A 20,401-nucleotide genomic window follows, 5' to 3' on the forward strand; every position below is an offset into this window, starting at 1 on the left:
AACGAATAGCGGAACGCGTTCTAACAGCAATATCAGGAGTCGAATTGATGAAACTTAGCGGCAAAATCGCTCTTGTCACGGGCGCTTCCGGCGGGCTTGGTGCCGCGATTGTTGAACGCCTTGCTCAGGAAGGAGCCGATTGCGTCATCGGTTTCCTTGGCGACAAGGCACAAAGCGAGCGGATCGTTGACGTCGTTAGAGCATCGGGCCGTCGCGGACTATCCATCGAGGCTGACATTCGTAACGAGCAGCAAGTGCAGTCAATGTTCGATACCGCCGCACAATCCCTCGGTCCACCCGACATCGTTGTAGCCAATGCTGGTTACGGCGGCACGCCCAGACCGCTGCTCGATACGAGCCTTGAGGAATTTGAGGCACTGATTAATACCAACCTTATCGGCACCTACCTGACAGTTCGGCACGCTGCGGAGCAAATGAAAGGACGCGGCGCCGGGAAGATTATTACGGTCTCCTCCATCCATGGCCTGGGAGGGGCGTACCACAACTCACTGTACGGCACGACAAAAGCGGGCATTATTAACTTCACGCGCGGCGCGGCTTTTGATTTGGCTGAGTACGGTATTCAGGTAAATTGCATCGCCCCTGGCGCCGTTCCGGTTCCAAACGACCCGCCTCCTTCAGAGGATTCAGAGCTGCATAAGGCCTGGATGCGGTACACGCCGCTGGGGCGATACGGCTCGCCATCCGATATCGCGGGAGCAGCCGCATTCCTGGCAAGCAGCGACAGCGACTGGCTAACCGGACAGGTACTGAGCGTAGACGGTGGCATCAGCGCCGGGCGACTGATCCCCTCCATAAAGAATATCTGCGGCTAGCGATCAGCCCATTATATCCCCTTACTGACGACCCTCTCGATTGCGGCACAAAATGTATCAATCTCTTCCAGAGTCGTGAATACATTTGGCGCAACCCGAATTGCTGAATACTCGTTCGGAACAATTCGAGCACGTAAGTGAATACGGTGCTTGGACAAGAGATAGTCCGACAACGCCCGAGCGTCAACGCCCTCAATCTCCATAGCGCCGATACCACACGCTTGAAAGCCCTCGGAACCATTCAATATTTTAACACCCGGCAATGCCTCGACTCGCTTTGACCAACGTTCTCGCAAGTAAACGAGGCGCGCGGCTTTGCGCTCAGCCCCTATGCTCTCATGAAAAGTCAAAGCCGAAGTAATAGCGTTTTTCGCTGCAACTGGATAGGTCCCTATTGCCTCGAACTTTCGAATGTCGTGCTTCCTGTCCCCGTGCGCCGGCATTAAAGGCCAGACATCCTTGATTCTTTCTTTACGAACATACAGGAAGCCAGTGCCAATGGGTGCCGTCAACCACTTGTGAAGACTGGTGCCATAAAAATCACAATTGAGATCGTCTCTGCTGAACGGGAAGTGGGCAAAGCTATGCGCGCCATCAACTATGGTAAGGATGCCTCGTTTGCGGGCCATGTCGCAGATTTCTTTTACCGGAAATATCTGGCCTGTCGTATAGGTCACATGCGACACCATGATGACCCGGGTGCGCGGCGTGATGGCGCGCTCGAAGCGCTCAACCAAATCCTCCAGCTTCGGCACGGGAAGCTCAAACGGAATCGTTTTAAGAACGATGCCATCTCTCTTCTCTCGTTGCTGCCAACTCCACAGCATGCTGATGTAGTCCTGATTTGTCGTCAACACCTCATCGCCGGGCTTGAGATCAATTCCGAGTATGACGTTCTCTAATGCCTCGGTTGTATTGCGCGTGATCGCAAGTTCCTCAGTATCGCAACCGAACGTCATTGCCAATCTGCGCCGCACATTTTCCAACTCTGGTGTTAGCAGGTCGCCAACATACAGTGATGGACTCATGTTCATAATGGTCAGGTAGTCGTTCATCGCTTTCTGAACAAACTTGGGGGCGGGACTAACGCTGCCACTGTTGAAATTTATCTGATTCCCATCAATGCTGAATGCCTGCCGGATACGAAACCAAAAGTCCTCATCTTGTGCAGATCGCACAGGGTCCGAGGATACAGACTGAACTGCTGACGAAACCGCATTCGCAGCCTCCGCATGAAGACTTACATAAGAAGCTGCCATGAAGCCCAGGAATGCACGTCGTTCCATCATTGATCTCTCCAATTTTGTCGTTTCCGGCTAAAAAGCACTCTTAGGACTCCAGGCATTGCGGGATGCTGTCAGCGAAGCGAAATGTCCAGTTCTTGCAAAATACCACGCACTTTTTCACGTCCTTGGTCAGATACTTTCGTGTACGGCCTTGGCGCAAAATTTCCAGGAATACCACGTAAATTCATAGCTGCAGTGAACCCGCCGAAAACGGAGTCGACACCAACCACAGCTGCTACACGTTGAATTTTCTGGTACGCGGCAACCATTCCCGCCCAATCATCATTTCGGGAGCATCGAATAAGCTCAACAGAGTATTCAGGAACCAGCGCGAACAGACCGTCAACGATGCCGTGTGCTCCCAATTGCATCGAAACATCCACAAAGGGAGTGAGGCCCGACAAAACACTGAAACTGTCAGTCGACCCAAAATGCTCCGCGCAACGACGTAAGGTGAGAAGATCACCTGACTCCTTGACGCCTACGATGTTGTCCACCTTGGATAACTCAACGATCATTTCGTAACTTAACGGATTGTTCGTTCGGCTGGGCAGATTGTACAGATAGACTGGCAGCTCGGTCTTTGCTGCCAACTCTTTGAAGTATTCACAAAGCTCCCGCGCAGAGAAAGTGAAGAAGAAGGGTGCTGTTAGAGCAATACCGCTGACCTCGTGGCGCTCGGCCCACTCAATGCGCGCCGCAGTTCGCTCCGTGCTGGCGTCCCCGCAACCGACAATGACCGGCAACTTCCCAGCCACTTCATCGACTGTCACCTGCAGCGTTTCTTTGAATGTTTCATCCTTCAAAAGCTGCATTGCACCCATCGAACCGAGCACAAGCAATGCATCTACGCCAGCCCTGACCTGAGCCTGGACCTGCTTCTGCATTCCGATAACATGAAGATTCTCACGTTCGTCGAGTGGTGTCCCAAGCGCGGTTACAGCACCAGTGACCAAGGCGGTCGATATCATCATCTCTCTCCGTTTGTCGGTTGTTCTAATCGAAATATTTGATTTTTAACGCTATCTTTTCGCACAGAGCGAGAATAGTGATACACACTGATGCCATCGCCTACAGGACTGGCACATCTCACGAGAAACTCCGTCCACGAATCAGAATTGAAAGCAGAGAAAGAGAGCTCCATACCACCCAAGAGATCTGACCTGTCCAGCGACAGATCCGGAAACAGAATTGGTCCCGTATCAGTTTGGTAAATCTGATCTTCCTGACTCGCGTTCATTGTCTTAATTGGATACTCGATAACCGCCTTGTATCGATCATTCTCCAATTCTGTTCTGGCGACCAGCGGGTCATTTCGTAATGTACTTGCGATAATGGCCTCTGGTGTCTCAAGAAGACTTCCAGCGCCGTAAGAAACATCAACCCGCACGCGATCGAAAGCTTCCTCCGAGGTGACTATCATCCTGTCGGATTGCTCACCCAGGCTTGGTGGATAAAACTCGACACTCTTACTGGCGACTTCGTAAGATTTGATGTGCATAAACTGAGAGCCAGAGACAATCGGCACGAAGTCCGCATTCGGCTCTGTCCAAATATCACGTTCAGCACCTACACGCTCCGTCTTGCAACTTGCTCCCAGCACGAACACCTCTTCGTTCCCCGTGTCCTTCTCGCTGATGACGCAACGGCAATCTACGAGCACGCGGGCATTGTTTACCGTGAAGATCGGTTGGTGGCTGACAGTTCTCGCCTGTTTTTTGGTCGTATCAATTCGAAAACAGATGAAAGAGCGGGAGAAATCGATGACCTTCATGATGAAATCGATACGAATTGATTCAAAGTCAACGACAAAAGCCTGGCCAAAATCCTGTCAGTCATCACATAAGCCTGTTCAATGTGAAAAATTCGATCGCCTTTAGCTATTTAGCTCCGACCCGATTACTAACCGCTCGAGTCGCGCCTATAGTTTCAAGCTCGCATCCTACTGCAATACGCACAATCCCATCAACAAGAACATTTGTCTCGACTAATGGAACTTTGGGTCTGGTGGATTTCGCAGGGTGCCTGAATGTGTACGGCGGCATTTTCACCAGCAGCCTTGCTTCTTGAGCCGCCTGCATGGCTCCTCTTGTTTTCGGGCCGCTAGAATACTTTTCTACGGCGAGCACCAAAGATGATGATGGAACACCAGGGAGCATGCATGGCGGATTCGTGCATAGCTTTAATATGAAGTTGTTGCAATTGGTTACAGTATGGCACTGAAACCTTTTGCCGAGGAATACGCGCTTCGGAACCGCGATGAAGTCTGTGGTTCACGTCGCATAGTCACGTACCGAACCAGCGGTCAACATCCATGACGAGTCCGCCAGCTCCGCAAAAGGATCAGCAGATCTGCCACTCCCCTCTAAGGGAGGTCATACGAACGTACTTCCGATGGGAGTCCGCAGCTTGAAGTGGGCGTCGGGAAGATCAATGATCCAGAAATCGACGGCAGTCACTCCTAAGTAACAATGAACTCATTCGGGAGCATAGTTCGCGAAACGACTTACGGTGCTCACCGCACAAACCAACGTATCGCGTAACGTCCTTTGGTTTTCTCAAATTTCAAGGTATACGGATTTACAAGCCAGCGCTCCACGAAGCCGTCACTCTGGACGTAGAGCCAACCGAAGTCCCAACCCCTACTCGTGTACTTCATCGGCACAGAGGGACGCACACGAACGAGTGGATTTGTCCCACCACTGAACGCTTGACTCTCGGTCTGATAAAAGCCCGTAGCCATCTCGACGAAAACCTCGTGCTCCGGTGCTTCGTTCGGCTTTTCCATGAGATCATCACAGAGTCCGCGAATCGCGACCTTTACGGAGGCGCCATCAAGGAAGGCCTCGGCGAGCTCGGCGATCGAGCCACCAGTAACCTGTCCCGTCGAGTTAACGGCACAGACCTCCTCCCACTCGTCACGGACGAGATAACGAAAGTTCTCGAATTCCCAGACGAAGTTCTCGCTCGGAGCATTCGTGCCTGTATCCCAGCGGTCTATGGGTTTGTACTTGGGCGACCCGCGACTGGGTGAAACGGGCGACGGGCCAAGTGACCCCTCGCGCAACTTGCCGTCGAGATAGGGGCGTGCAATAGCCTGCTGTCCATTCTGGTTGTACATGAACAAGGACATCGAAGCAGCCGGCCCGAAACCGAGGCCGGGATTGAACGGCTGACGCAGGCTCATGATCCCGGCAACCCAGCGGTCCTCCACAAGGTACACAGTCTGGTATGAGGCGACCTCCTGGACGAGCTCCCGATTATCCGAGCCAACTTGAATGTGCTCGTGCCAGAAAAAGTCGGTATTGATCTTCAGGTCGGCGCCGCGGCGGATAGCGGCGGCGAGTTCCTCATAACTTCCGGCGACCGGCTGACGCTGATTGTTGAGTTCGAGCGCGCATGTCGAGCGCTGCTTTCGTTTTGCAGCGGATACGGCTGGCGAACCGAGCCCGACCAAACCGGCTGCTCCGCAGGAAAGAACTTGTCGGCGATTGAGTTTGTCCATAAACCGCAGACTACCTGAATAATCCATTCAGTGGAATATTCATCCCAAAATTGACCTGCCACTAGTTGGGACGGTTCCATCAAAAAACTAACCGCGCAATTCCGGAACTCTTGAAGGTGGGATATTGGCCGTTGTTGGCTTTCCCCGGTAAGTGCGGGACGTAATTTGGAGTGCGTTTTGGGGACAGGCGTGAACCCCTGGTGCGTACAATACAAAAGTATTCTCCTCGCCTGAGTAGTTCAAAGATAAATGCACTCAGTATTACAGCGGGGAACCAAGCCTTCTGCATGCCCCCCCCTCACTCAGCCACCAGCCTGACCGACACACGATTATTCTGTGCCGCCATATGATTCCAGTCTCCGGCGCTGATCCCAACGGTTGTCTCCGGATAGGCCAGGACTGGCAGCGTATTGCCAGGAGACGATAACGCGAAACGAATAGACCCACCGCTGCGTTCTTCGGCCATGACGATGAAATTTGCGAACGCGACTGATTGCCGGAAGCTCGGGCTCAGGGACTCCGCCGGGTCGAAGCCTATCTGATCGCAGTCGGCCGCCGGCACGTTGTCCGGCGCCAACTCAAGCAGGCCACTGCCATTGTCCATCATGCAGAAATCACCGACATGAACGTCGACCGCAATCTCGCCAACGAAACCCACCGACATCAGGCGGGTCAGCAGTTCGTCAAACAACTCCAGGCGGCGTTGGCCGAGTGGTATCTCGTTCCAGTCGTAACCCGCCGACTGATTGATACCCCACTCCAATGCATCGATTGTTGCCGCATTGCTCGTTACGAGCGCTTGTTGATAGCGGGTCAATTGTTGCTCATTGCCACTTGCCGACGGCGCCGTGTCGGTGCCTTGCAATGCAACGCTCATTTCTACGTTGCGTTGCTTAAGCGTACGTAACTGTTGTTCCTGCCAGAATACGATCACAGCAAAAACAACAGACGCTATCAGCAACACTACAAGCCATGTTGACGACTTTTCAGCGGTCTGTTCGTCCGGCTCTATGTCGATTGATTCAATCGGCGGCATAGGCCGGGATTCATTCGCAAAGCGCGCGGCGAGGTCGGTATAGGTATCACGCAACTCGCGTTGCAGTATCAGCCGCTGCTGATCGAACAGATCTTGCAGCAGGCTACGCAGATCGCCATCGACGGCTGCCGGACTCTCGGTCTCATTCTGCAACTCGGGCGAAGGCACGTGTTCGCGAACAGGCTGCACCGACGCACCTTCATCGGCAAGGTGCAACGAGGCCAGCACTTTTGATACTTCCACCGGTTTGACCGTCTTTGGCAACACGCCAACCGCACCGAGCGCCCGTGCCTGCCCCACGTACACCTCGCCTTCCTGCGAGGTGTACATCATGATCGGGATCATCGCAGTGTCGGGGTTTTTCTTGATGGCCGTGACAGCCTCGAAACCGTCCATGCCCGGCATCAGGTGATCCATGAAGATCACGTCGGGGCGATGGTGGTTCAGGTAATCGAGTGCGGCTTCGGCAGACTCGGTCGTGTCGACCTGCAAGTCGTAGGTTTCCAGCATGCGCTTCAGCACGACGCGCGCCGATCTGGAGTCGTCCACGATCAGAGCTGTTTTCCTCATCGCACGCTTCTCCCCCGACCCAAGCCGCAAGTGGCGGCGCGGTACGAGCCCGGATTATGGCATGACCGGCACCGGGTATCCTCGCTATATGGCTCGCTCAGATACCGGTGCGTCGGTCAGATGCAAGCCGGCTTTGGGTTGCATCAACGACGTTCGTTAGAGGAACGTCCAGGTAACACCCAGCGACCAGAGTTCAACGCTGTTGGTGTCCGATATTTCGAAGTTCTCATACTCAAGCCGGACGGCCAGGCTGCTGAGGGATGCCTGCGCACCAAGGCCCCATGCGAAATCAGCGCCGGAGTCACTCTCACGCAAGTCCACGCCGCTCAAACCGCCTTCCAGCACGGCATCGGCGTCCCAGTACACCAGACCCACCTTGCCAAACACTTCAAGCAACGGCCCGCCCAGAAAAACAACGGCAGATGCATCAATCGCCTGCGCTTCGAACTCGGAGTGGATGCCGTCGGCGACGAGGTCACGGTTGTCGAACTCAATGCTGCCGAAATCGATGTAATTCGCTTCGATGGCAAGGCGGTCGAACGGCCGTATGCCGCCAATCAGTTTGTACGCTGTGTCATCGTCTTCGTAACTAAAGCCAAAAAACTCTGCGTCCGTATCGATAGTACTGCGGCTAAGAGAGCCACCCAGATAGATACCGTTGTCTCCGGCATTGGCATTCACACTCAGACCCAACAACAACGCTGCTGCAATAGTTGACTTGTACATGATCACTCCTTCTCGCATCGGTGGCTGATCGAACCTTGCATTCGACAGCGCCGATCAATTCGTTGCCCAATAACCGCTGGTACTTCAGCGGTCGCTTACAGCGCGCACCATGACAGTTCGCGATGCGTCCGCCAACTGTCTGCAGCTTGCGACAGGCGGCTGAAAAGCACCGCTGACCTTACTTACAGGAGTCTGCTTGTGCGCTGGAATTCGCATGAAGAGCAGCACTGTCGCATACGCGAGTAGTGCCGATGCGCGTCGGGCGTGCCGGACGGAAATGCCGGCGACTTACAAACCGAACTGCTTCATCGCCGCACGCGCGACCGGCTCACCCCACTCCTGCACGAAATGTCCCGCCTCGGCCAGCTCAAGTGGCGGCGGGCAGTTACGGATCATGCCGTGCATGAGGCGCATGGTCGGCGGACCAAGAACAGGATCCTGCATCCCAATCGCCATGAAGCTGTCACCTTGCCAGTCCTGCGACCAGAAGCGACGCGCCTGCAACGAGGTGTCGACGCCTTCGTTTGCATCGGCAGTCAGTTCGTTTGCGCCATGCTCTTTCAACATGACGAGCTCAGGAAATCGACGCACTCCGGCTTTGTAGCGTTGATCGGGAAAAGGCGCGTCGTACGCCGCTTGCTCGGCATCGCTCATTATCGGCGTCGCCCGCCGCATCAATCCGCCCACGTTCAGGTCCGGTTGTGAGCGGTTGTAAGCGCGCCAGTCCGAGAAACCTTTGCCAGCCTCCTCGCCTGCGGGCAAACCGGTGTTCATGATGATCAGGCGCGTATAGCGTTCCGGTGCTGCCTGCGGCAACGTCAGGCCCAGCAAGCCACCCCAGTCCTGAACGACCAGACACACGTTGCGCAAATCGAAACGCTCGACGAACGCGAGCAAAGCGTTGCGATGAAAGTGATAGGTGTAAACCGCGTCGTCGACGGGCTTATCCGAACGACCGAAACCAAACAGGTCGAGCGCGATCGTGCGACACGGCGTCGTAATTCCATCCGTGCCGCAGAACACTGGAATCATCTTGCGAAACAAATAGGCCCAGGACGGTTCGCCGTGGATGCACAAGAACGTTACCTCGGCATCGGCGGGCCCCTCGTCCACGTAGTGCATGCGCAAGCCCTCGTAGCCGGGCAGGTCTTCTACGTAGCGTGGTGCGTAAGGCCAGTCCGTCAGCCCGGCAAAGCGGTCATCGGGTGTGCGCAGGGTTTCTGTCGTCATGGCCAATGTCCTGTATTCAGCATGTAGAGACCACAAGCCTAACAGCGAACGGCGAACGGCTCCTGACACAGCGCCGAATCTTCGCAAGATTCAACAGCACGAAGCGGATAGCCCGGTCGCGGGCAAAGACGTTAAATGCGGGCATGGATTCAGTCGGAGACAGAGCAATGTTCACTACCAACATGCATGAAGGACAAACCCGCGATTCCGGGGCGGCTGCTATGCTGCAGACTGCTGGTGGAGAGGATTCAATGGCGCTACCCGCCGAGAACACAATGCGTACCGCGATCTCGAAGCGAGACGCCAATTACGACGGTCGCTTTTACTACGGCGTTGTCACGACCGGCGTGTTTTGCCGCCCGTCCTGCGCGGCGCGCCCGGCACTCCCGGAAAATCTGCGGTTCTTTGCCGGCACGGCCGATGCATTGGCGGCAGGCTTTCGCCCCTGCAAACGCTGCAAGCCGGTTAATCCGAGCGCTGACCTCGACCGCCTGATCGCCGTTGCCCGATACATTGACGCGCATGCCGACGAAGCCCTCACTCTCGCCATGCTGGCCGACAACGCCGGACTGTCCGTGTCCCGCTTGCAACGCACGTTCAAGGCCGCCTTCGGTATTTCGCCGAAAGCCTATCAGGACGCGCAGCGGGTACGCCGCTTCAAACAGGCACTGAAAAAAGGCAATGACGTAACCGAAGCCACCTATTCGGCAGGGTTCGGTTCGAGCAGCCGGGTTTACGGTCGCGCGGCCAACAACATGGGCATGACCCCAAGCGCCTATCGCAAAGGTGGCGCCGGCGAAACCATCTCCTATGCATACCGGCGCAGCGCGCTCGGCCCGCTCCTGATGGCCGCAACGGACAAAGGCGTTTGTTTTGTGCAGTTCGGCGACAGCAAAGCCGCATTGACCGAACAACTCGCGAACGAATTTCCGAATGCCGTCATCGAAAAATCCCGTGCGGAAAAATCACCGGAACTGGATGCCTGGCTCGCGCAACTCGATGCGCACCTCGGCGAAGGCCAGCCGCGCCCGGACCTGCCAATCGACCTGCGCGGGACCGCGTTCCAGATGCAGGTCTGGCGGTACCTGCTCAGCGTGCCGGAGGGCAGCGTCGTCAGCTACAGCGAAGTCGCCAGCGGCATCGGCAAACCCAAAGCCGTGCGGGCGGCCGCGTCTGCCTGCGCCGCCAATCGCGTTGGCGTGCTGATCCCCTGCCACCGGGTGCTGCGCGGTGACGGTGGCATAGGCGGCTATCGCTGGGGCGTCGAACGCAAACGCACCTTGCTGGACAACGAACGGTCACGTTCAGCGAGGTCCGTATGAACGTCGCGGAGCGGATTGCGAAGCTGGACTGGAACGCCCTGCGCACACAACTCGACGAGGACGCTGTCGCCACGATTCCAGATTTGCTGACGCCGGAAGAATGTCAGCAGCTGCGGGCCCTGTACGACGATGGCCAGACGGAGTTCCGCTCCACCATCGACATGGCGCGTTACAACTTCGGTCGCGGGCAGTACAAGTACTTTGCCTACCCGTTGCCAACGGACATCACCGCACTGCGAAGTGCGCTCTATCCGCATCTCGCAGAGATAGCCAACACCTGGGCCGAACAACTCGGCAGCGACGTGCACTGGCCGGGCAACCATGCCGAGTTGCTGCAACAATGCCACGAGGCGGGCCAGCAACGACCCACGCCGCTGTTGCTGCGGTACCTGGCCGATGACTACAACTGCCTGCATCAGGACATCTACGGGCCGATACATTTTCCGCTGCAGGTGGTGGTACAGCTCAGCGCACCCGGCGAAGAATTCGACGGTGGCGAACTGATCGTCGTCGAGCAACGACCACGGATGCAGTCTCGCCCCATGGTTGTGCAACTGGCGATGGGCTCGGCAGCGATCATTCCGGTACGCGAACGACCGCGCCGTGGCGTTCGCGGTTTCCACCGCACGCAACTCCGCCACGGTGTATCCAGGCTTCTGTCCGGGCAACGCACAACTCTGGGTTTGATCTTCCACGACGCCCGTTGAGCACAAGACGGATCACGAAAAACCCTGTTTAGAGGTTCTCGCCATCGGAGCAGACTGTTATCGTCTCCGGTATGACAACTCTCTACTACTTTCACGACCCGATGTGCAGCTGGTGCTGGGGCTACAAGCCGACCGCGCAGCAGTTGTTTACCTCACTGCCCCGCGGGGTCCAGCGTACGAACGTACTCGGCGGTCTTGCGCCCGACAGCGATGAGCCCATGCCCGCCGAGCAACGAACGGCCATCGCTTCGTACTGGCGGCACATCGCCGAAAAGCTCGGCACCAGATTCAACTACGATTTCTGGGAACAGTGCGAACCGCGTCGTTCAACCTACCCGGCTTGCCGAGCAGTGCTGGCCGCCGCCCGACAGGGCAAGGAAGAAGCCATGATCCTGGCGATTCAGGAAGCGTACTACCTGCAGGCGCGGAACCCGTCGGACGACAACACCTTGATCGCGCTGGCGACAGAACTGGAGCTGGACAGCGAGCGCTTCGCCGCAGATCTCAACTCCGCAGACGTGAACAATGAACTGCACCGGCAGGTACTGTTCGCGCGGCAATCACCGATATCCGGGTTTCCGTCGCTGGTGCTGGACATTGACGGCATTCGCTCGCCAATCACGGTGGACTACGAAGATCACACTACCAGCCTGCGCGAGATCAATGCCCGGCTGAACGAACAACAGGCGAACCTGCACAGCAACTAACGCCGCCATCCAGGCAAACACTTCACGCAAGTCTGACGCATCGCGCAAAGGCCATAGCCGAACTATGAATCTCCTGTCTGCTCACTCATTGTCGCACCTTGTTCTTGCCACTCTCGTCGTTTACTTCGGTATAAGCGCTTCGACTTCTGCGAGCGCCGAAGTCACTGCCGGCGACTCCGCAACATTGGCCAAGCAAGTCGTTATTCGCCGCACCCTGCACGGTGTGCCGCATATTTACGCGGATAACCTGCGGGCAGCAGGCTACGGACTGGGCTATGCGCAAACGGAAGATCACGGCACGCGAATAACGGAATACATGCTACGCGCGCGGGGCGAATGGACGAAGTCTCAGGTAGTCACCGGCGAGCGACTCGAAGCCGGCATTGACAACGATGCCGAACGACGCCTGCGTCATCGCCGTGCGATGCAAACCTGGTCGTTGCTGGAAGACGATACGCGCGCGTTCTTTGCCGGCTTTGCGGCAGGCGTGAATCGCTACATGGAACAGCACCCTGACGAGTTCAGCGAGTTCGGCGCTTTGTCGTTCAGCGGTCAGGACGTCTTTGCACGCAACATCGTTGCACCGGCACGACGCTCCGTACGCCTGTTCATGGAAGCACTGGACGCCGAACGGCAGGCGGCCGATGCAGCCGGCAATGCGGTTCCGGCAGAACGCGGTGTCCTGGCGCGACTGGCGGCACTGGAGCCCGAGCCACACCCCGACGTCGGTTCGAACGCCTGGGCCTTCGCCCCGGAGCGCACGACCAGCGGCAACGCGATCCTGATGCGCAATCCACACCTGTCGTGGGATGCCGGCTATTACGAAGCACAGATCGAAGTCCCGGGCGTGCTTAATTTTTACGGCGACTTCCGGCTGGCGGAAGCGCTCGGCATCATCGGCGGCTTCAACCGGAACCTCGGCTGGGCTACCACCAACAACTCGCCGGACCTCGACGAGATCTACGCCCTGGAGGCCGACCCTGTAAAACCCGATCACTACCTGCTCGACGGCGACTCACATCCGTTGCGGCACGAGACGGTGGAAGTCGAGTACCGGCGCGACAACGGCATGGCCAGCGAGATCCGCGAGTTCTGGCGAACACCCTTCGGCCCGGTAGTGCACCGTGAGAACGGCAATATCTACGTTCTGAAGTCCGCGGGCGATGGCGAATACCGGACCGGCGAACAATTCCTGCGCATGATGAAAGCACGCAACCTCGGCGAATGGACCGAGGCGATGAGAATGCGGGCGCGTATCACATCGAACCTGACCTACGCGGATGCCGCGGGCAATATTTTCTACGTCTGGAACGCCAGCATGCCGGACCGGCCGCACCCCGCCAGCGACGACGCAACCGCCATAGCCGTCAGCCGCACGGACGAGATGTGGCAGGAATTATTGCCGTGGGAGGCACTGCCACAACTGCTGAATCCACCGGGCGGCTATTTGCGCAACGAGAACGACACGTTCCATTTCACCAATCTGAATGCCGTGCTGAAGCAAGATGACTACCCGGATTATTTCCCGGAACCCAGGTTGCGCCTGCGCAGCCAGCACTCAGTGGAACTGCTGCACAACAGCCGCCGCTTCTCGCTGGAAGACGTTGTCGCGATGAAACACAGCATGCGCATGCTGCTGGCGGCGCGGGTGAAAGGTGATCTGCTGCGGGCGGTCGAACAGACTGAACCGCAAGGCGAAGTAGCGAACGCTTTGCAACTGATCAGAGACTGGGACAACACGGCGGCGCGTGACAGTCGCGGCGGCCTGCTCTTCAAGGTCTGGTGGCACCGCTACGTAGCCACCGCGCACGGTGACAGCGAAGAAGTCGAACCCACCTCGGAATCGGTTGGCATTGCGGCCGACGCGGACAAACTGTTTCGCACGCCATGGTCGGTGGATCGACCGGTCGATACACCGTTCGGACTCGCGGATTTCGAGCGCGCGGCAGACGCTTTCGAATGGGCGGTCACAACGACCAGCGAACGCTACGGTCGCTGGGATCTACCGTGGGGCGAAGTCCACCGCGCACAGATTGACGACGTCGACGTAGCGCTCGGCGGTTGCGGCAGTCTGCTTGGCTGTTTCCGGGTGCTGCGTTTTGACAATCAACCCAACGACGACGGCAAGCATCTCGTGCACGGCGGCGACGGCTGGGTGTTTGCGGTCGAGTTTGCCGAAACGCCACGGGCGTACAGCGTGCTGGCCTACGGTCAGAGCAGCAAGGCCGGCTCGCCATTGCACAGCGACCAGTTGCCGGGCTTTGCCAACAACGAAATGTCCGCCGTGGTGTTCAGCGACGAGGACGTGCGCCGGGCGACGGTGCGCGAGTACCGGCCCGGTCTCTGAGTATCATCGCTTGGTGGTGCCGTTTTCCGATACATCGGGACTGCCAGCCGTCGGGCTGGCTCTCCATCAGGCTCGCGAGCATTTCCGCCGGCTGACGTTCCAGGTATTGCGTTAGCCCAGGTCGCAGCCGAGACCCGCTGGCACTCAGGTCGACTTCGCCAGCGACAAAGCCGATCCTGTCGCGCCCGGCAGACCCGCTAGCGGTGCGTCCGATAAGTCTGCGACTTCGGCCCCGGTGAGCGGAACTCCACCCCGCCCATGGAACCGACGTAGGCGTTGGCGTGCGGCTGCCAGTGCAAGGTCACTTTCGCTGAGCGCTGAATGGTCGCGATGATGACGTCTTTGTCGCGAAACGTCAGGATCTCGGCCGTTGTCGAAAGGCCGTTCTTGATGCCGGTGATCTCGCAGGTATCTTCGTAGCGAATTTCCTGTCCTGGCCGCATCGTCGTGCTCCCTCGGTTACCAGATAGGTAATGTGCAGCGTAGCAAGTCCCGGCAATGGGTGTGTAAATTATCGCGGCCGCGGTAACCGACAGTAATCGCCGGGCGCAGCCTGCTGGACGGACGGTCAACGCAGAACGAACGACCTGCGCTGTGGTTGCTTTCATCAATCAACGTGACGAGCGACAAACCAAACCTTCCTCGCTTCGGGTCGAGTCAGGGACCAGGCAAAGTACACCAAAACTGACCCGCTGCTACTAGCCCACGGGCCCTTCCGCCTGCGAAGCCTTCTTGTCGAGTTCGGTACCCAGACGGTACGAATCAACAATGCCGATCACCCAGCACAACAACAGCACAACCAGCAGGTAGCTACCGACCCGACTGTCGACGCCGCCCGTGGAATTCTCGACAGCGCGTTGCACTGACATAATGTCCGGCGCAATCTCGCCGTTGTTGATCTGGTCAACAACTTCCATAGCGCGGGCAACAGCAATCGATATTGTTTTCCACAGAGCCGCCGCAGAAACGAGCAACAAGACTGTGCCACGTCGGTTCGCGCCAACAACGAAGTGACCAAGCCCGGGAAAGACCAGTCCCGTCAACAACCCTGCTTTCAGCGACTTTTTCATGCCCGCAGTATAGACCTCGGCAGGGTTTTGGCTACGGCTGCAGTTGCAGCCAGACAAGATCGGCAAATTCCGGTAGCGGTCCGGACCGGTCTGCCGGGCGGAAGACGCAGAATTCGCCGGGAACAATCACGATGCCGCCGATGCCAATCGGCCGATATGTGTAATCGCGAAGTTCCGCGCCGCAGACCGGTCATGCGCATGCCACGACGCGAGTACAATGGCGAAAGCGGCTTCGCGCCGGGCACGACAAACACAGTTGGCGATAGAAAGAGGTTGCTCATGAACAAAAGCAAAGCGGCCGCGGCCGCACTCATGAAACGCATTGCATTGCGCAAACGACGTGCGCATCGGCCGCCGCCCGGTTCACCGCCGGACCAGCTCGTACCGGCGAAAGAGTCGCTGGCCACGCTCATTCGAATGTTCGACTTTGATGCCAATGGCTGCCGTGACGCTTCGCCTGATCGCAATGAATTGCTGACGGTTGAATTCGATGACAAGCGGAAGCGCTGGATTGACATCCAGGGTCTCGGAGACGTGGAGCTGATCAGCGAGGTTGGCAAGAACGCCGGCCTGCATCCACTGGTTGTTGCCGATATCCTGCACACCCATCAACGGCCCAAAGTGGACGTGTATGACGACTACCTCGTTGTCGTTATGCGCATGCCGAGTCTCACGGCAGGCTCCATCTCCGAGCAAATCACATTGATAGTCAGTGACCACTTCGTGCTGTCGTTTCAAGAGAAGCACGGCGATTGCTTCGACCCGGTCCGCGCGCGGCTGCTTTCAGAAAACGGCCGAAGTCGTATTCGCAGCTCCGGCGCCGACTACCTTGCGTACGCGCTGCTCGACTCGCTGATTGACAGCTATTTTCCGCTGCTGGAAAAGATCGGTGAGCGTACAGAGGAAATCGAAGAGCACGTGCTGACCAGTCGCGATCCGGGCAACATGAGTGAGATTCACGTACTGAAACGCGAGTTGCTCGAATTGCGCCACGCCATATGGCCGCTGCGCGATGCGATCGGCGTGTTGCTGCGCGACGATACACCGGTTATTCGTAAGAGCACCCGGGTTTATCTTCGCGACTGTGCCGATCACGCGTTTCAGTTGCTCGACATTCTTGAGGTCTATCGCGAAGTGGCGTCGGGCCTTGTCGATCTACACTTGTCCAGTATCAGCAACCGCATGAACGAGGTGATGAAAGTCCTTACCGTTATCGCGACGGTATTCATTCCAATGACGTTCATTGCCGGCATTTACGGCATGAACTTTGATCGCAGCTCGCCGTTCAATTTGCCGGAACTGGGGTGGCGGTACGGCTATCTTTTTTCACTGGGACTAATGGCAGCGACCGGGGTGATCATCACTGCGTTGCTTTACCGCCGCGGCTGGATTGGCAACAAACACCGCTGATCGCTCGAGCCATAACCTACCCGCAATGTGAAAGGCTGATACAAAAAAAGCGGCACCCGTTACGCGGGTGCCGCCTTCTGTGCTCTTGCCTGCAACCTTACTTCGACTTCGGCGCCTGTTTTGCCGGCTGACTGGGTTTTGCCGGGCCTTTCGGCGGCATGCCCGGGCTCTTGCTGGCGGACAGGGGTTTGTTCGGCGCGCTATCCTGTTTCGTGTTCTTCATGGCTTTATTACCTTTCGCAGGTTGGTCACCATTGGCCAACGGCCCGGATCATACGCTCGCCAAGCCCACTTGCAAGCGGTGAATATTTAACATTATCAAATAGATACAAGGCTCTTTCCCGCGAATATCCCGCCTGAATCAGCATCTCGGCAACGTTCCAAAGCTGCCCTGACAACGATTGAACCGGCAAACCCGGTGACCTGCCCCCGTACCCGCAACAACCCGGCCAGCACCAAGCACAGCGACCCAAGCAATGCCGCCAACCAAGGTCAGACGTGCATTCCGGCTTCCTTTTAGCCGAAAAACACCGGAAAAAGGCAACTTGCCAAGCGGCTGACCGTGCGACAGCTGTCTGCAGAGCAGCGCAGGACCGTATATCATTGGCGCCCGTTCCAACCTGCTGAAAACCATGCCCTCTACCGCCACCCCTCTTTACGACTACAACAAGTACTGGGCCGAATGCTTCGGCACGGCACCGCTGTTGCCCATGTCGCGCGCGGAAATGGACGAACTCGGCTGGGACTCCTGCGACATAATCATCGTCACGGGCGACGCCTACGTTGATCACCCGTCCTTTGGTATGGCGATCATTGGCCGCCTGCTTGAAGCGCACGGCTTCCGGGTAGGCATCATCGCGCAGCCCGACTGGCGTTCGAAAGACGCGTTCCAGGCGCTGGGCCGACCGAATCTCTATTTCGGCGTTGCCGCCGGCAACATGGATTCAATGATCAATCGCTACACCGCTGACAAGAAAGTCCGCAACGACGATGCATACACGCCGGGCGGTGTTGGCGGCAAGCGGCCGGATCGTTGCTCGCTGGTTTATACCCAACGCTGCAAAGAAGCCTTCGATGGCGTGCCGGTCATACTCGGTGGCATCGAGGCATCCCTGCGGCGAATTGCACATTACGATTACTGGCAAGGCAGCGTTCGCCGGTCCATCTTGCTGGACGCCGGTGCGGACATCCTGCTGTACGGCAATGCCGAGCGGGCGATTGTTGACCTGTCGCACCGCCTTGCACGCGGTGAAGCGATCGATGAAATCACCGACGTCCGCGGCACCGCGTTTATTCGCCGCGATAAACCGGAAGGCTGGTGGGAAATTGATTCAACCCGCATCGACCGCCCCGGGCACGTCGACAAGATCGTGAACCCTTACGTCAATACGCAGGAGAGCAGTGCCTGCGCGACCACCCAGGAAAAAGGCGAGCCCGCCGCGCCAGCCGACAACGTGTTGCGCTTCGTCCCTGACGCAAAGCGCAACCGCGATAAATCGGTCATTCGTCTGCCGTCGTTCGAAAAGGTTCGCAATGACCCGGTGCTGTACGCACATGCAAACCGCGTCCTGCATTTGGAAACGAATCCCGGCAACGCCCGCGCACTGGTACAGGCGCACGGTCAGCGCGACCTCTGGATGAATCCGCCCGCGCTGCCATTAAGCACGGCGGAGATGGACTACGTGTTCGGCATGCCGTTCGCACGAGTGCCACACAAGCTGTACGGCGATGCACGCATTCCGGCGTACGAGATGATCCGCTTTTCAGTGAACATCATGCGCGGCTGCTTTGGTGGTTGTACGTTCTGTTCCATCACCGAACACGAAGGCCGCATCATCCAGAACCGTTCGGAAGAATCAATACTGGAAGAAGTGGAGAAGATACGGGATACGGTACCCGGTTTTACCGGCGTCATTTCCGATCTCGGCGGTCCAACCGCGAACATGTACCGACTGGCGTGCAAGAGCCGCAAAATTGAAGCCGCCTGCCGCCTGCCGAGCTGCGTGTACCCGGGGATCTGCAAGAACCTCAACACCGATCACTCGTCACTCACGCAGCTCTACCGAAAGACCCGCGCCCTGCCCGGCGTAAAGAAAGTGCTGGTTGCGTCCGGCCTGCGTTACGACCTCGCTGTCGAAGACCCTGAGTACGTCAAGGAACTCGTTACGCACCACGTCGGCGGTTATCTGAAGATTGCGCCTGAGCATACGGAACGTGGCCCGCTCGACAAGATGATGAAGCCGGGTATCGGTGCGTACGATCGCTTCAAAGAGCTGTTTGAACAGTTCTCGAAAGAGGCTGGCAAAGAGCAGTACCTGATTCCCTACTTCATCGCGGCACACCCGGGCACTACGGATGAGGACATGGTTAACCTTGCACTGTGGCTCAAAGGAAATGGTTTTCGTGCCGACCAGGTGCAGGCGTTCTATCCGTCGCCGATGGCCACAGCAACGACGATGTACCACTCCGGCAAGAACCCGTTGCGCAAAGTGACCTACAAGAGCGACAACGTCGACATCGTCAAGAGCCCGCAGAAACGCCGTTTGCACAAAGCACTATTGCGCTATCACGATCCGAAGAACTGGGTGGTCATACGCGATGCGCTGCTGGAGATGAAACTCGGGCATTTGATCGGCTCGGGCAAGGACAAGCTGATCCCGGCTGAGCAGCCGCGTGACGACAGGAAACACCAGTCCAGTCGCCGCAAGAACACGCAGGCGGCACACGACAAGCGCATCAAGCGTGGCAAAGTCCTGTCGCAACACACCGGCTTGCCGCCACGCGCCGACAGCTAATCCGCCGATACGCCTGGCACTGCCAGGCCATCGCCCGCTGCAGCAAGCCTGTTCGCTTGGCATCTCGCCCGCATTTCCCACCACACCCGCGGCCACCGGTCAGGTATATTGGGTACCGCGTACCCGGACACGCAGGCGCGAACGGCCCACCGGAACGACCTACACTGCAGGTGCACTATGAAGTCAAAAGATGTTCAGGATATTTTCGCTCGCCTTAACAGCGAGCTGGACAATGCCGATGGCGTCGACACTGACGCGCGGCAACAGATGCGTGACCTTGATGATCGGGTGAGCCAGCTCGGCCAACCCCAGAGTTCTGATATCGAGTTCCTGCTGGATCAGACCAAAGCACTGGAAAGTCGCTTCGTTGCCGAACACCCGACACTGGCCAGAATTGCCCGTGAACTGGTGGATGCCCTCACGAAAATGGGTGTGTGACGAAGCCGTAGCTCGTCCGGCTCAGACTCAGTCGTCCTCGAACAACTCGTCGATCACCCGGGACGCGTACTCGCTGAGGTACGACGGACTGCCCGGATAAAGCAGGTAGTCTTCATGTGCTGAGAACGCGAGGTAGGGCGTGATCTCGGTACCCCCGACCTGGAAGCCGCCGGCGCCGTCAATCTCGCTGCAAACGACCGTCGCCATGTCAGATGTTGCGTCTTTCAGAGCCGCGCCATTGAGGCCCGCAATTTCAAGCTGCTCTTTGATTCGCGAAATAAGCTGATAAACAAACCAAGGCTGAATTTCGCCGTAGCTGTCGTTATCGACAAGCAGTTCCATAGCTATCCCCGAAATACTTTGCAGGTAAGCGCTGCACCGCGTGTCAAAACAAGATTATGCTCGCGGCATCATGC

General features: G+C 57.4%; 18 protein-coding genes and 1 pseudogene. 8 read left to right on the forward strand and 11 right to left on the reverse strand.

Annotated elements, in window-relative coordinates; genetic code table 11:
- Positions 1-47: 47 nt before the first annotated feature.
- Positions 48-836, forward strand: a complete 789-nt coding sequence (locus AC0L8N_RS06975; RefSeq protein ID WP_473666858.1) for an SDR family NAD(P)-dependent oxidoreductase — start codon at positions 48-50, stop codon at positions 834-836.
- 11 nt (positions 837-847) lie between these two features.
- On the opposite strand, the gene AC0L8N_RS06980 is transcribed toward AC0L8N_RS06975, so the two are convergent.
- The 7 genes from AC0L8N_RS06980 to AC0L8N_RS07010 form a co-directional block, all read right to left on the reverse strand.
- A complete protein-coding gene (locus AC0L8N_RS06980) occupies positions 848-2,125 on the reverse strand; it encodes an aminotransferase class V-fold PLP-dependent enzyme (protein ID WP_473666859.1) in 1,278 nt (425 codons plus the stop codon).
- A 68-nt stretch (positions 2,126-2,193) separates the two neighbouring features.
- Complete coding sequence (locus AC0L8N_RS06985; protein ID WP_473666860.1) at positions 2,194-3,093, reverse strand: dihydrodipicolinate synthase family protein; 900 nt, start codon at positions 3,091-3,093, stop codon at positions 2,194-2,196.
- On the reverse strand, positions 3,093-3,896 hold the full coding sequence (locus AC0L8N_RS06990; protein WP_473666861.1) for a hypothetical protein: 804 nt from the start codon (positions 3,894-3,896) through the stop codon (positions 3,093-3,095). The genes AC0L8N_RS06985 and AC0L8N_RS06990 overlap by 1 nt, the downstream gene beginning before the upstream one ends.
- Before the next feature lie 741 nt (positions 3,897-4,637).
- Entirely contained in the window at positions 4,638-5,627 is a 990-nt protein-coding gene (locus AC0L8N_RS06995) for a hypothetical protein (protein WP_473666863.1), read from the reverse strand.
- A 298-nt stretch (positions 5,628-5,925) separates the two neighbouring features.
- Complete coding sequence (locus AC0L8N_RS07000; protein WP_473666864.1) at positions 5,926-7,233, reverse strand: response regulator; 1,308 nt, start codon at positions 7,231-7,233, stop codon at positions 5,926-5,928.
- A gap of 156 nt (positions 7,234-7,389) precedes the next feature.
- Positions 7,390-7,959, reverse strand: a complete 570-nt coding sequence (locus tag AC0L8N_RS07005; protein WP_473666865.1) for an outer membrane beta-barrel protein — start codon at positions 7,957-7,959, stop codon at positions 7,390-7,392.
- Between the two features lie 288 nt (positions 7,960-8,247).
- Positions 8,248-9,189 (reverse strand): haloalkane dehalogenase, encoded by a 942-nt coding sequence (locus AC0L8N_RS07010; RefSeq protein WP_473666866.1) that lies wholly within the window; start codon positions 9,187-9,189, stop codon positions 8,248-8,250.
- A gap of 251 nt (positions 9,190-9,440) precedes the next feature.
- On the opposite strand from AC0L8N_RS07010, the gene ada reads away from it, so the two are divergent.
- The 4 genes from ada to AC0L8N_RS07030 all read left to right on the forward strand — a co-directional run bounded on the left by ada (position 9,441) and on the right by AC0L8N_RS07030 (position 14,272).
- Complete coding sequence (gene ada / locus AC0L8N_RS07015) at positions 9,441-10,511, forward strand: bifunctional DNA-binding transcriptional regulator/O6-methylguanine-DNA methyltransferase Ada (RefSeq protein WP_473670075.1); 1,071 nt, start codon at positions 9,441-9,443, stop codon at positions 10,509-10,511.
- Positions 10,508-11,218, forward strand: coding sequence for a 2OG-Fe(II) oxygenase (locus tag AC0L8N_RS07020; protein WP_473666867.1), 711 nt, complete (start codon positions 10,508-10,510; stop codon positions 11,216-11,218). The genes ada and AC0L8N_RS07020 overlap by 4 nt, the downstream gene beginning before the upstream one ends.
- Before the next feature lie 71 nt (positions 11,219-11,289).
- Entirely contained in the window at positions 11,290-11,925 is a 636-nt protein-coding gene (locus AC0L8N_RS07025) for a DsbA family protein (RefSeq protein ID WP_473666868.1), read from the forward strand.
- Between the two features lie 64 nt (positions 11,926-11,989).
- On the forward strand, positions 11,990-14,272 hold the full coding sequence (locus AC0L8N_RS07030) for a penicillin acylase family protein (RefSeq protein ID WP_473666869.1): 2,283 nt from the start codon (positions 11,990-11,992) through the stop codon (positions 14,270-14,272).
- 197 nt (positions 14,273-14,469) lie between these two features.
- Here AC0L8N_RS07030 and AC0L8N_RS07035 read toward each other — a convergent pair whose 3' ends face one another.
- Both AC0L8N_RS07035 and AC0L8N_RS07040 read right to left on the reverse strand, forming a co-directional pair.
- Positions 14,470-14,715 carry a hypothetical protein gene (locus tag AC0L8N_RS07035; protein ID WP_473666871.1) on the reverse strand — a complete coding sequence of 82 codons (246 nt, stop codon included), beginning with the start codon at positions 14,713-14,715 and terminating at the stop codon, positions 14,470-14,472.
- A 255-nt stretch (positions 14,716-14,970) separates the two neighbouring features.
- Positions 14,971-15,342: a hypothetical protein gene (locus AC0L8N_RS07040; RefSeq protein ID WP_473666872.1), complete on the reverse strand. Its 372-nt coding sequence runs from the start codon at positions 15,340-15,342 to the stop codon at positions 14,971-14,973.
- A gap of 279 nt (positions 15,343-15,621) precedes the next feature.
- Here AC0L8N_RS07040 and corA point away from each other — a divergent pair, with 279 nt between their 5' ends.
- The gene (gene corA / locus AC0L8N_RS07045) at positions 15,622-16,752 is read left to right on the forward strand and encodes a magnesium/cobalt transporter CorA (RefSeq protein WP_473666873.1); all 1,131 of its coding nucleotides are present in this window, start codon (positions 15,622-15,624) and stop codon (positions 16,750-16,752) included.
- A 97-nt stretch (positions 16,753-16,849) separates the two neighbouring features.
- Here corA and AC0L8N_RS07050 read toward each other — a convergent pair whose 3' ends face one another.
- On the reverse strand, positions 16,850-16,975 hold the full coding sequence (locus tag AC0L8N_RS07050) for a hypothetical protein (RefSeq protein WP_473666874.1): 126 nt from the start codon (positions 16,973-16,975) through the stop codon (positions 16,850-16,852).
- 409 nt (positions 16,976-17,384) lie between these two features.
- Between AC0L8N_RS07050 and AC0L8N_RS07055 the strand changes: the two are divergent.
- A pseudogene (locus AC0L8N_RS07055) lies at positions 17,385-19,538 on the forward strand (YgiQ family radical SAM protein); the annotation flags it as partial.
- Positions 19,539-19,724: 186 nt separating this feature from the next.
- The gene (locus tag AC0L8N_RS07060; protein ID WP_473666875.1) at positions 19,725-19,985 is read left to right on the forward strand and encodes a DUF4404 family protein; all 261 of its coding nucleotides are present in this window, start codon (positions 19,725-19,727) and stop codon (positions 19,983-19,985) included.
- Positions 19,986-20,012: 27 nt separating this feature from the next.
- On the opposite strand, the gene AC0L8N_RS07065 is transcribed toward AC0L8N_RS07060, so the two are convergent.
- The gene (locus AC0L8N_RS07065) at positions 20,013-20,327 is read right to left on the reverse strand and encodes a hypothetical protein (RefSeq protein WP_473666876.1); all 315 of its coding nucleotides are present in this window, start codon (positions 20,325-20,327) and stop codon (positions 20,013-20,015) included.
- Positions 20,328-20,401: the final 74 nt, after the last annotated feature.

The organism is Woeseia sp. D3-10 (assembly GCF_055809415.1).

Excerpts from the sequence above, each read along its gene's own strand:
- AC0L8N_RS06995 (WP_473666863.1), bottom strand. The coding sequence starts at position 5,627 with ATGGACAAACTCAATCGCCGACAAGTTCTTTCCTGCGGAGCAGCCGGT.
- AC0L8N_RS06980 (WP_473666859.1), bottom strand. The coding sequence starts at position 2,125 with ATGATGGAACGACGTGCATTCCTGGGCTTCATGGCAGCTTCTTATGTA.
- AC0L8N_RS07065 (WP_473666876.1), bottom strand. The coding sequence starts at position 20,327 with ATGGAACTGCTTGTCGATAACGACAGCTACGGCGAAATTCAGCCTTGG.
- AC0L8N_RS07030 (WP_473666869.1), top strand. The coding sequence starts at position 11,990 with ATGAATCTCCTGTCTGCTCACTCATTGTCGCACCTTGTTCTTGCCACT.
- AC0L8N_RS07025 (WP_473666868.1), top strand. The coding sequence starts at position 11,290 with ATGACAACTCTCTACTACTTTCACGACCCGATGTGCAGCTGGTGCTGG.
- AC0L8N_RS06975 (WP_473666858.1), top strand. The coding sequence starts at position 48 with ATGAAACTTAGCGGCAAAATCGCTCTTGTCACGGGCGCTTCCGGCGGG.
- AC0L8N_RS07050 (WP_473666874.1), bottom strand. The coding sequence starts at position 16,975 with ATGAAGAACACGAAACAGGATAGCGCGCCGAACAAACCCCTGTCCGCC.
- AC0L8N_RS07000 (WP_473666864.1), bottom strand. The coding sequence starts at position 7,233 with ATGAGGAAAACAGCTCTGATCGTGGACGACTCCAGATCGGCGCGCGTC.
- AC0L8N_RS07060 (WP_473666875.1), top strand. The coding sequence starts at position 19,725 with ATGAAGTCAAAAGATGTTCAGGATATTTTCGCTCGCCTTAACAGCGAG.
- AC0L8N_RS06985 (WP_473666860.1), bottom strand. The coding sequence starts at position 3,093 with ATGATATCGACCGCCTTGGTCACTGGTGCTGTAACCGCGCTTGGGACA.
- AC0L8N_RS06990 (WP_473666861.1), bottom strand. The coding sequence starts at position 3,896 with ATGAAGGTCATCGATTTCTCCCGCTCTTTCATCTGTTTTCGAATTGAT.
- ada (WP_473670075.1), top strand. The coding sequence starts at position 9,441 with ATGGCGCTACCCGCCGAGAACACAATGCGTACCGCGATCTCGAAGCGA.
- AC0L8N_RS07020 (WP_473666867.1), top strand. The coding sequence starts at position 10,508 with ATGAACGTCGCGGAGCGGATTGCGAAGCTGGACTGGAACGCCCTGCGC.
- AC0L8N_RS07040 (WP_473666872.1), bottom strand. The coding sequence starts at position 15,342 with ATGAAAAAGTCGCTGAAAGCAGGGTTGTTGACGGGACTGGTCTTTCCC.
- AC0L8N_RS07010 (WP_473666866.1), bottom strand. The coding sequence starts at position 9,189 with ATGACGACAGAAACCCTGCGCACACCCGATGACCGCTTTGCCGGGCTG.
- AC0L8N_RS07005 (WP_473666865.1), bottom strand. The coding sequence starts at position 7,959 with ATGTACAAGTCAACTATTGCAGCAGCGTTGTTGTTGGGTCTGAGTGTG.
- AC0L8N_RS07035 (WP_473666871.1), bottom strand. The coding sequence starts at position 14,715 with ATGCGGCCAGGACAGGAAATTCGCTACGAAGATACCTGCGAGATCACC.
- corA (WP_473666873.1), top strand. The coding sequence starts at position 15,622 with ATGAACAAAAGCAAAGCGGCCGCGGCCGCACTCATGAAACGCATTGCA.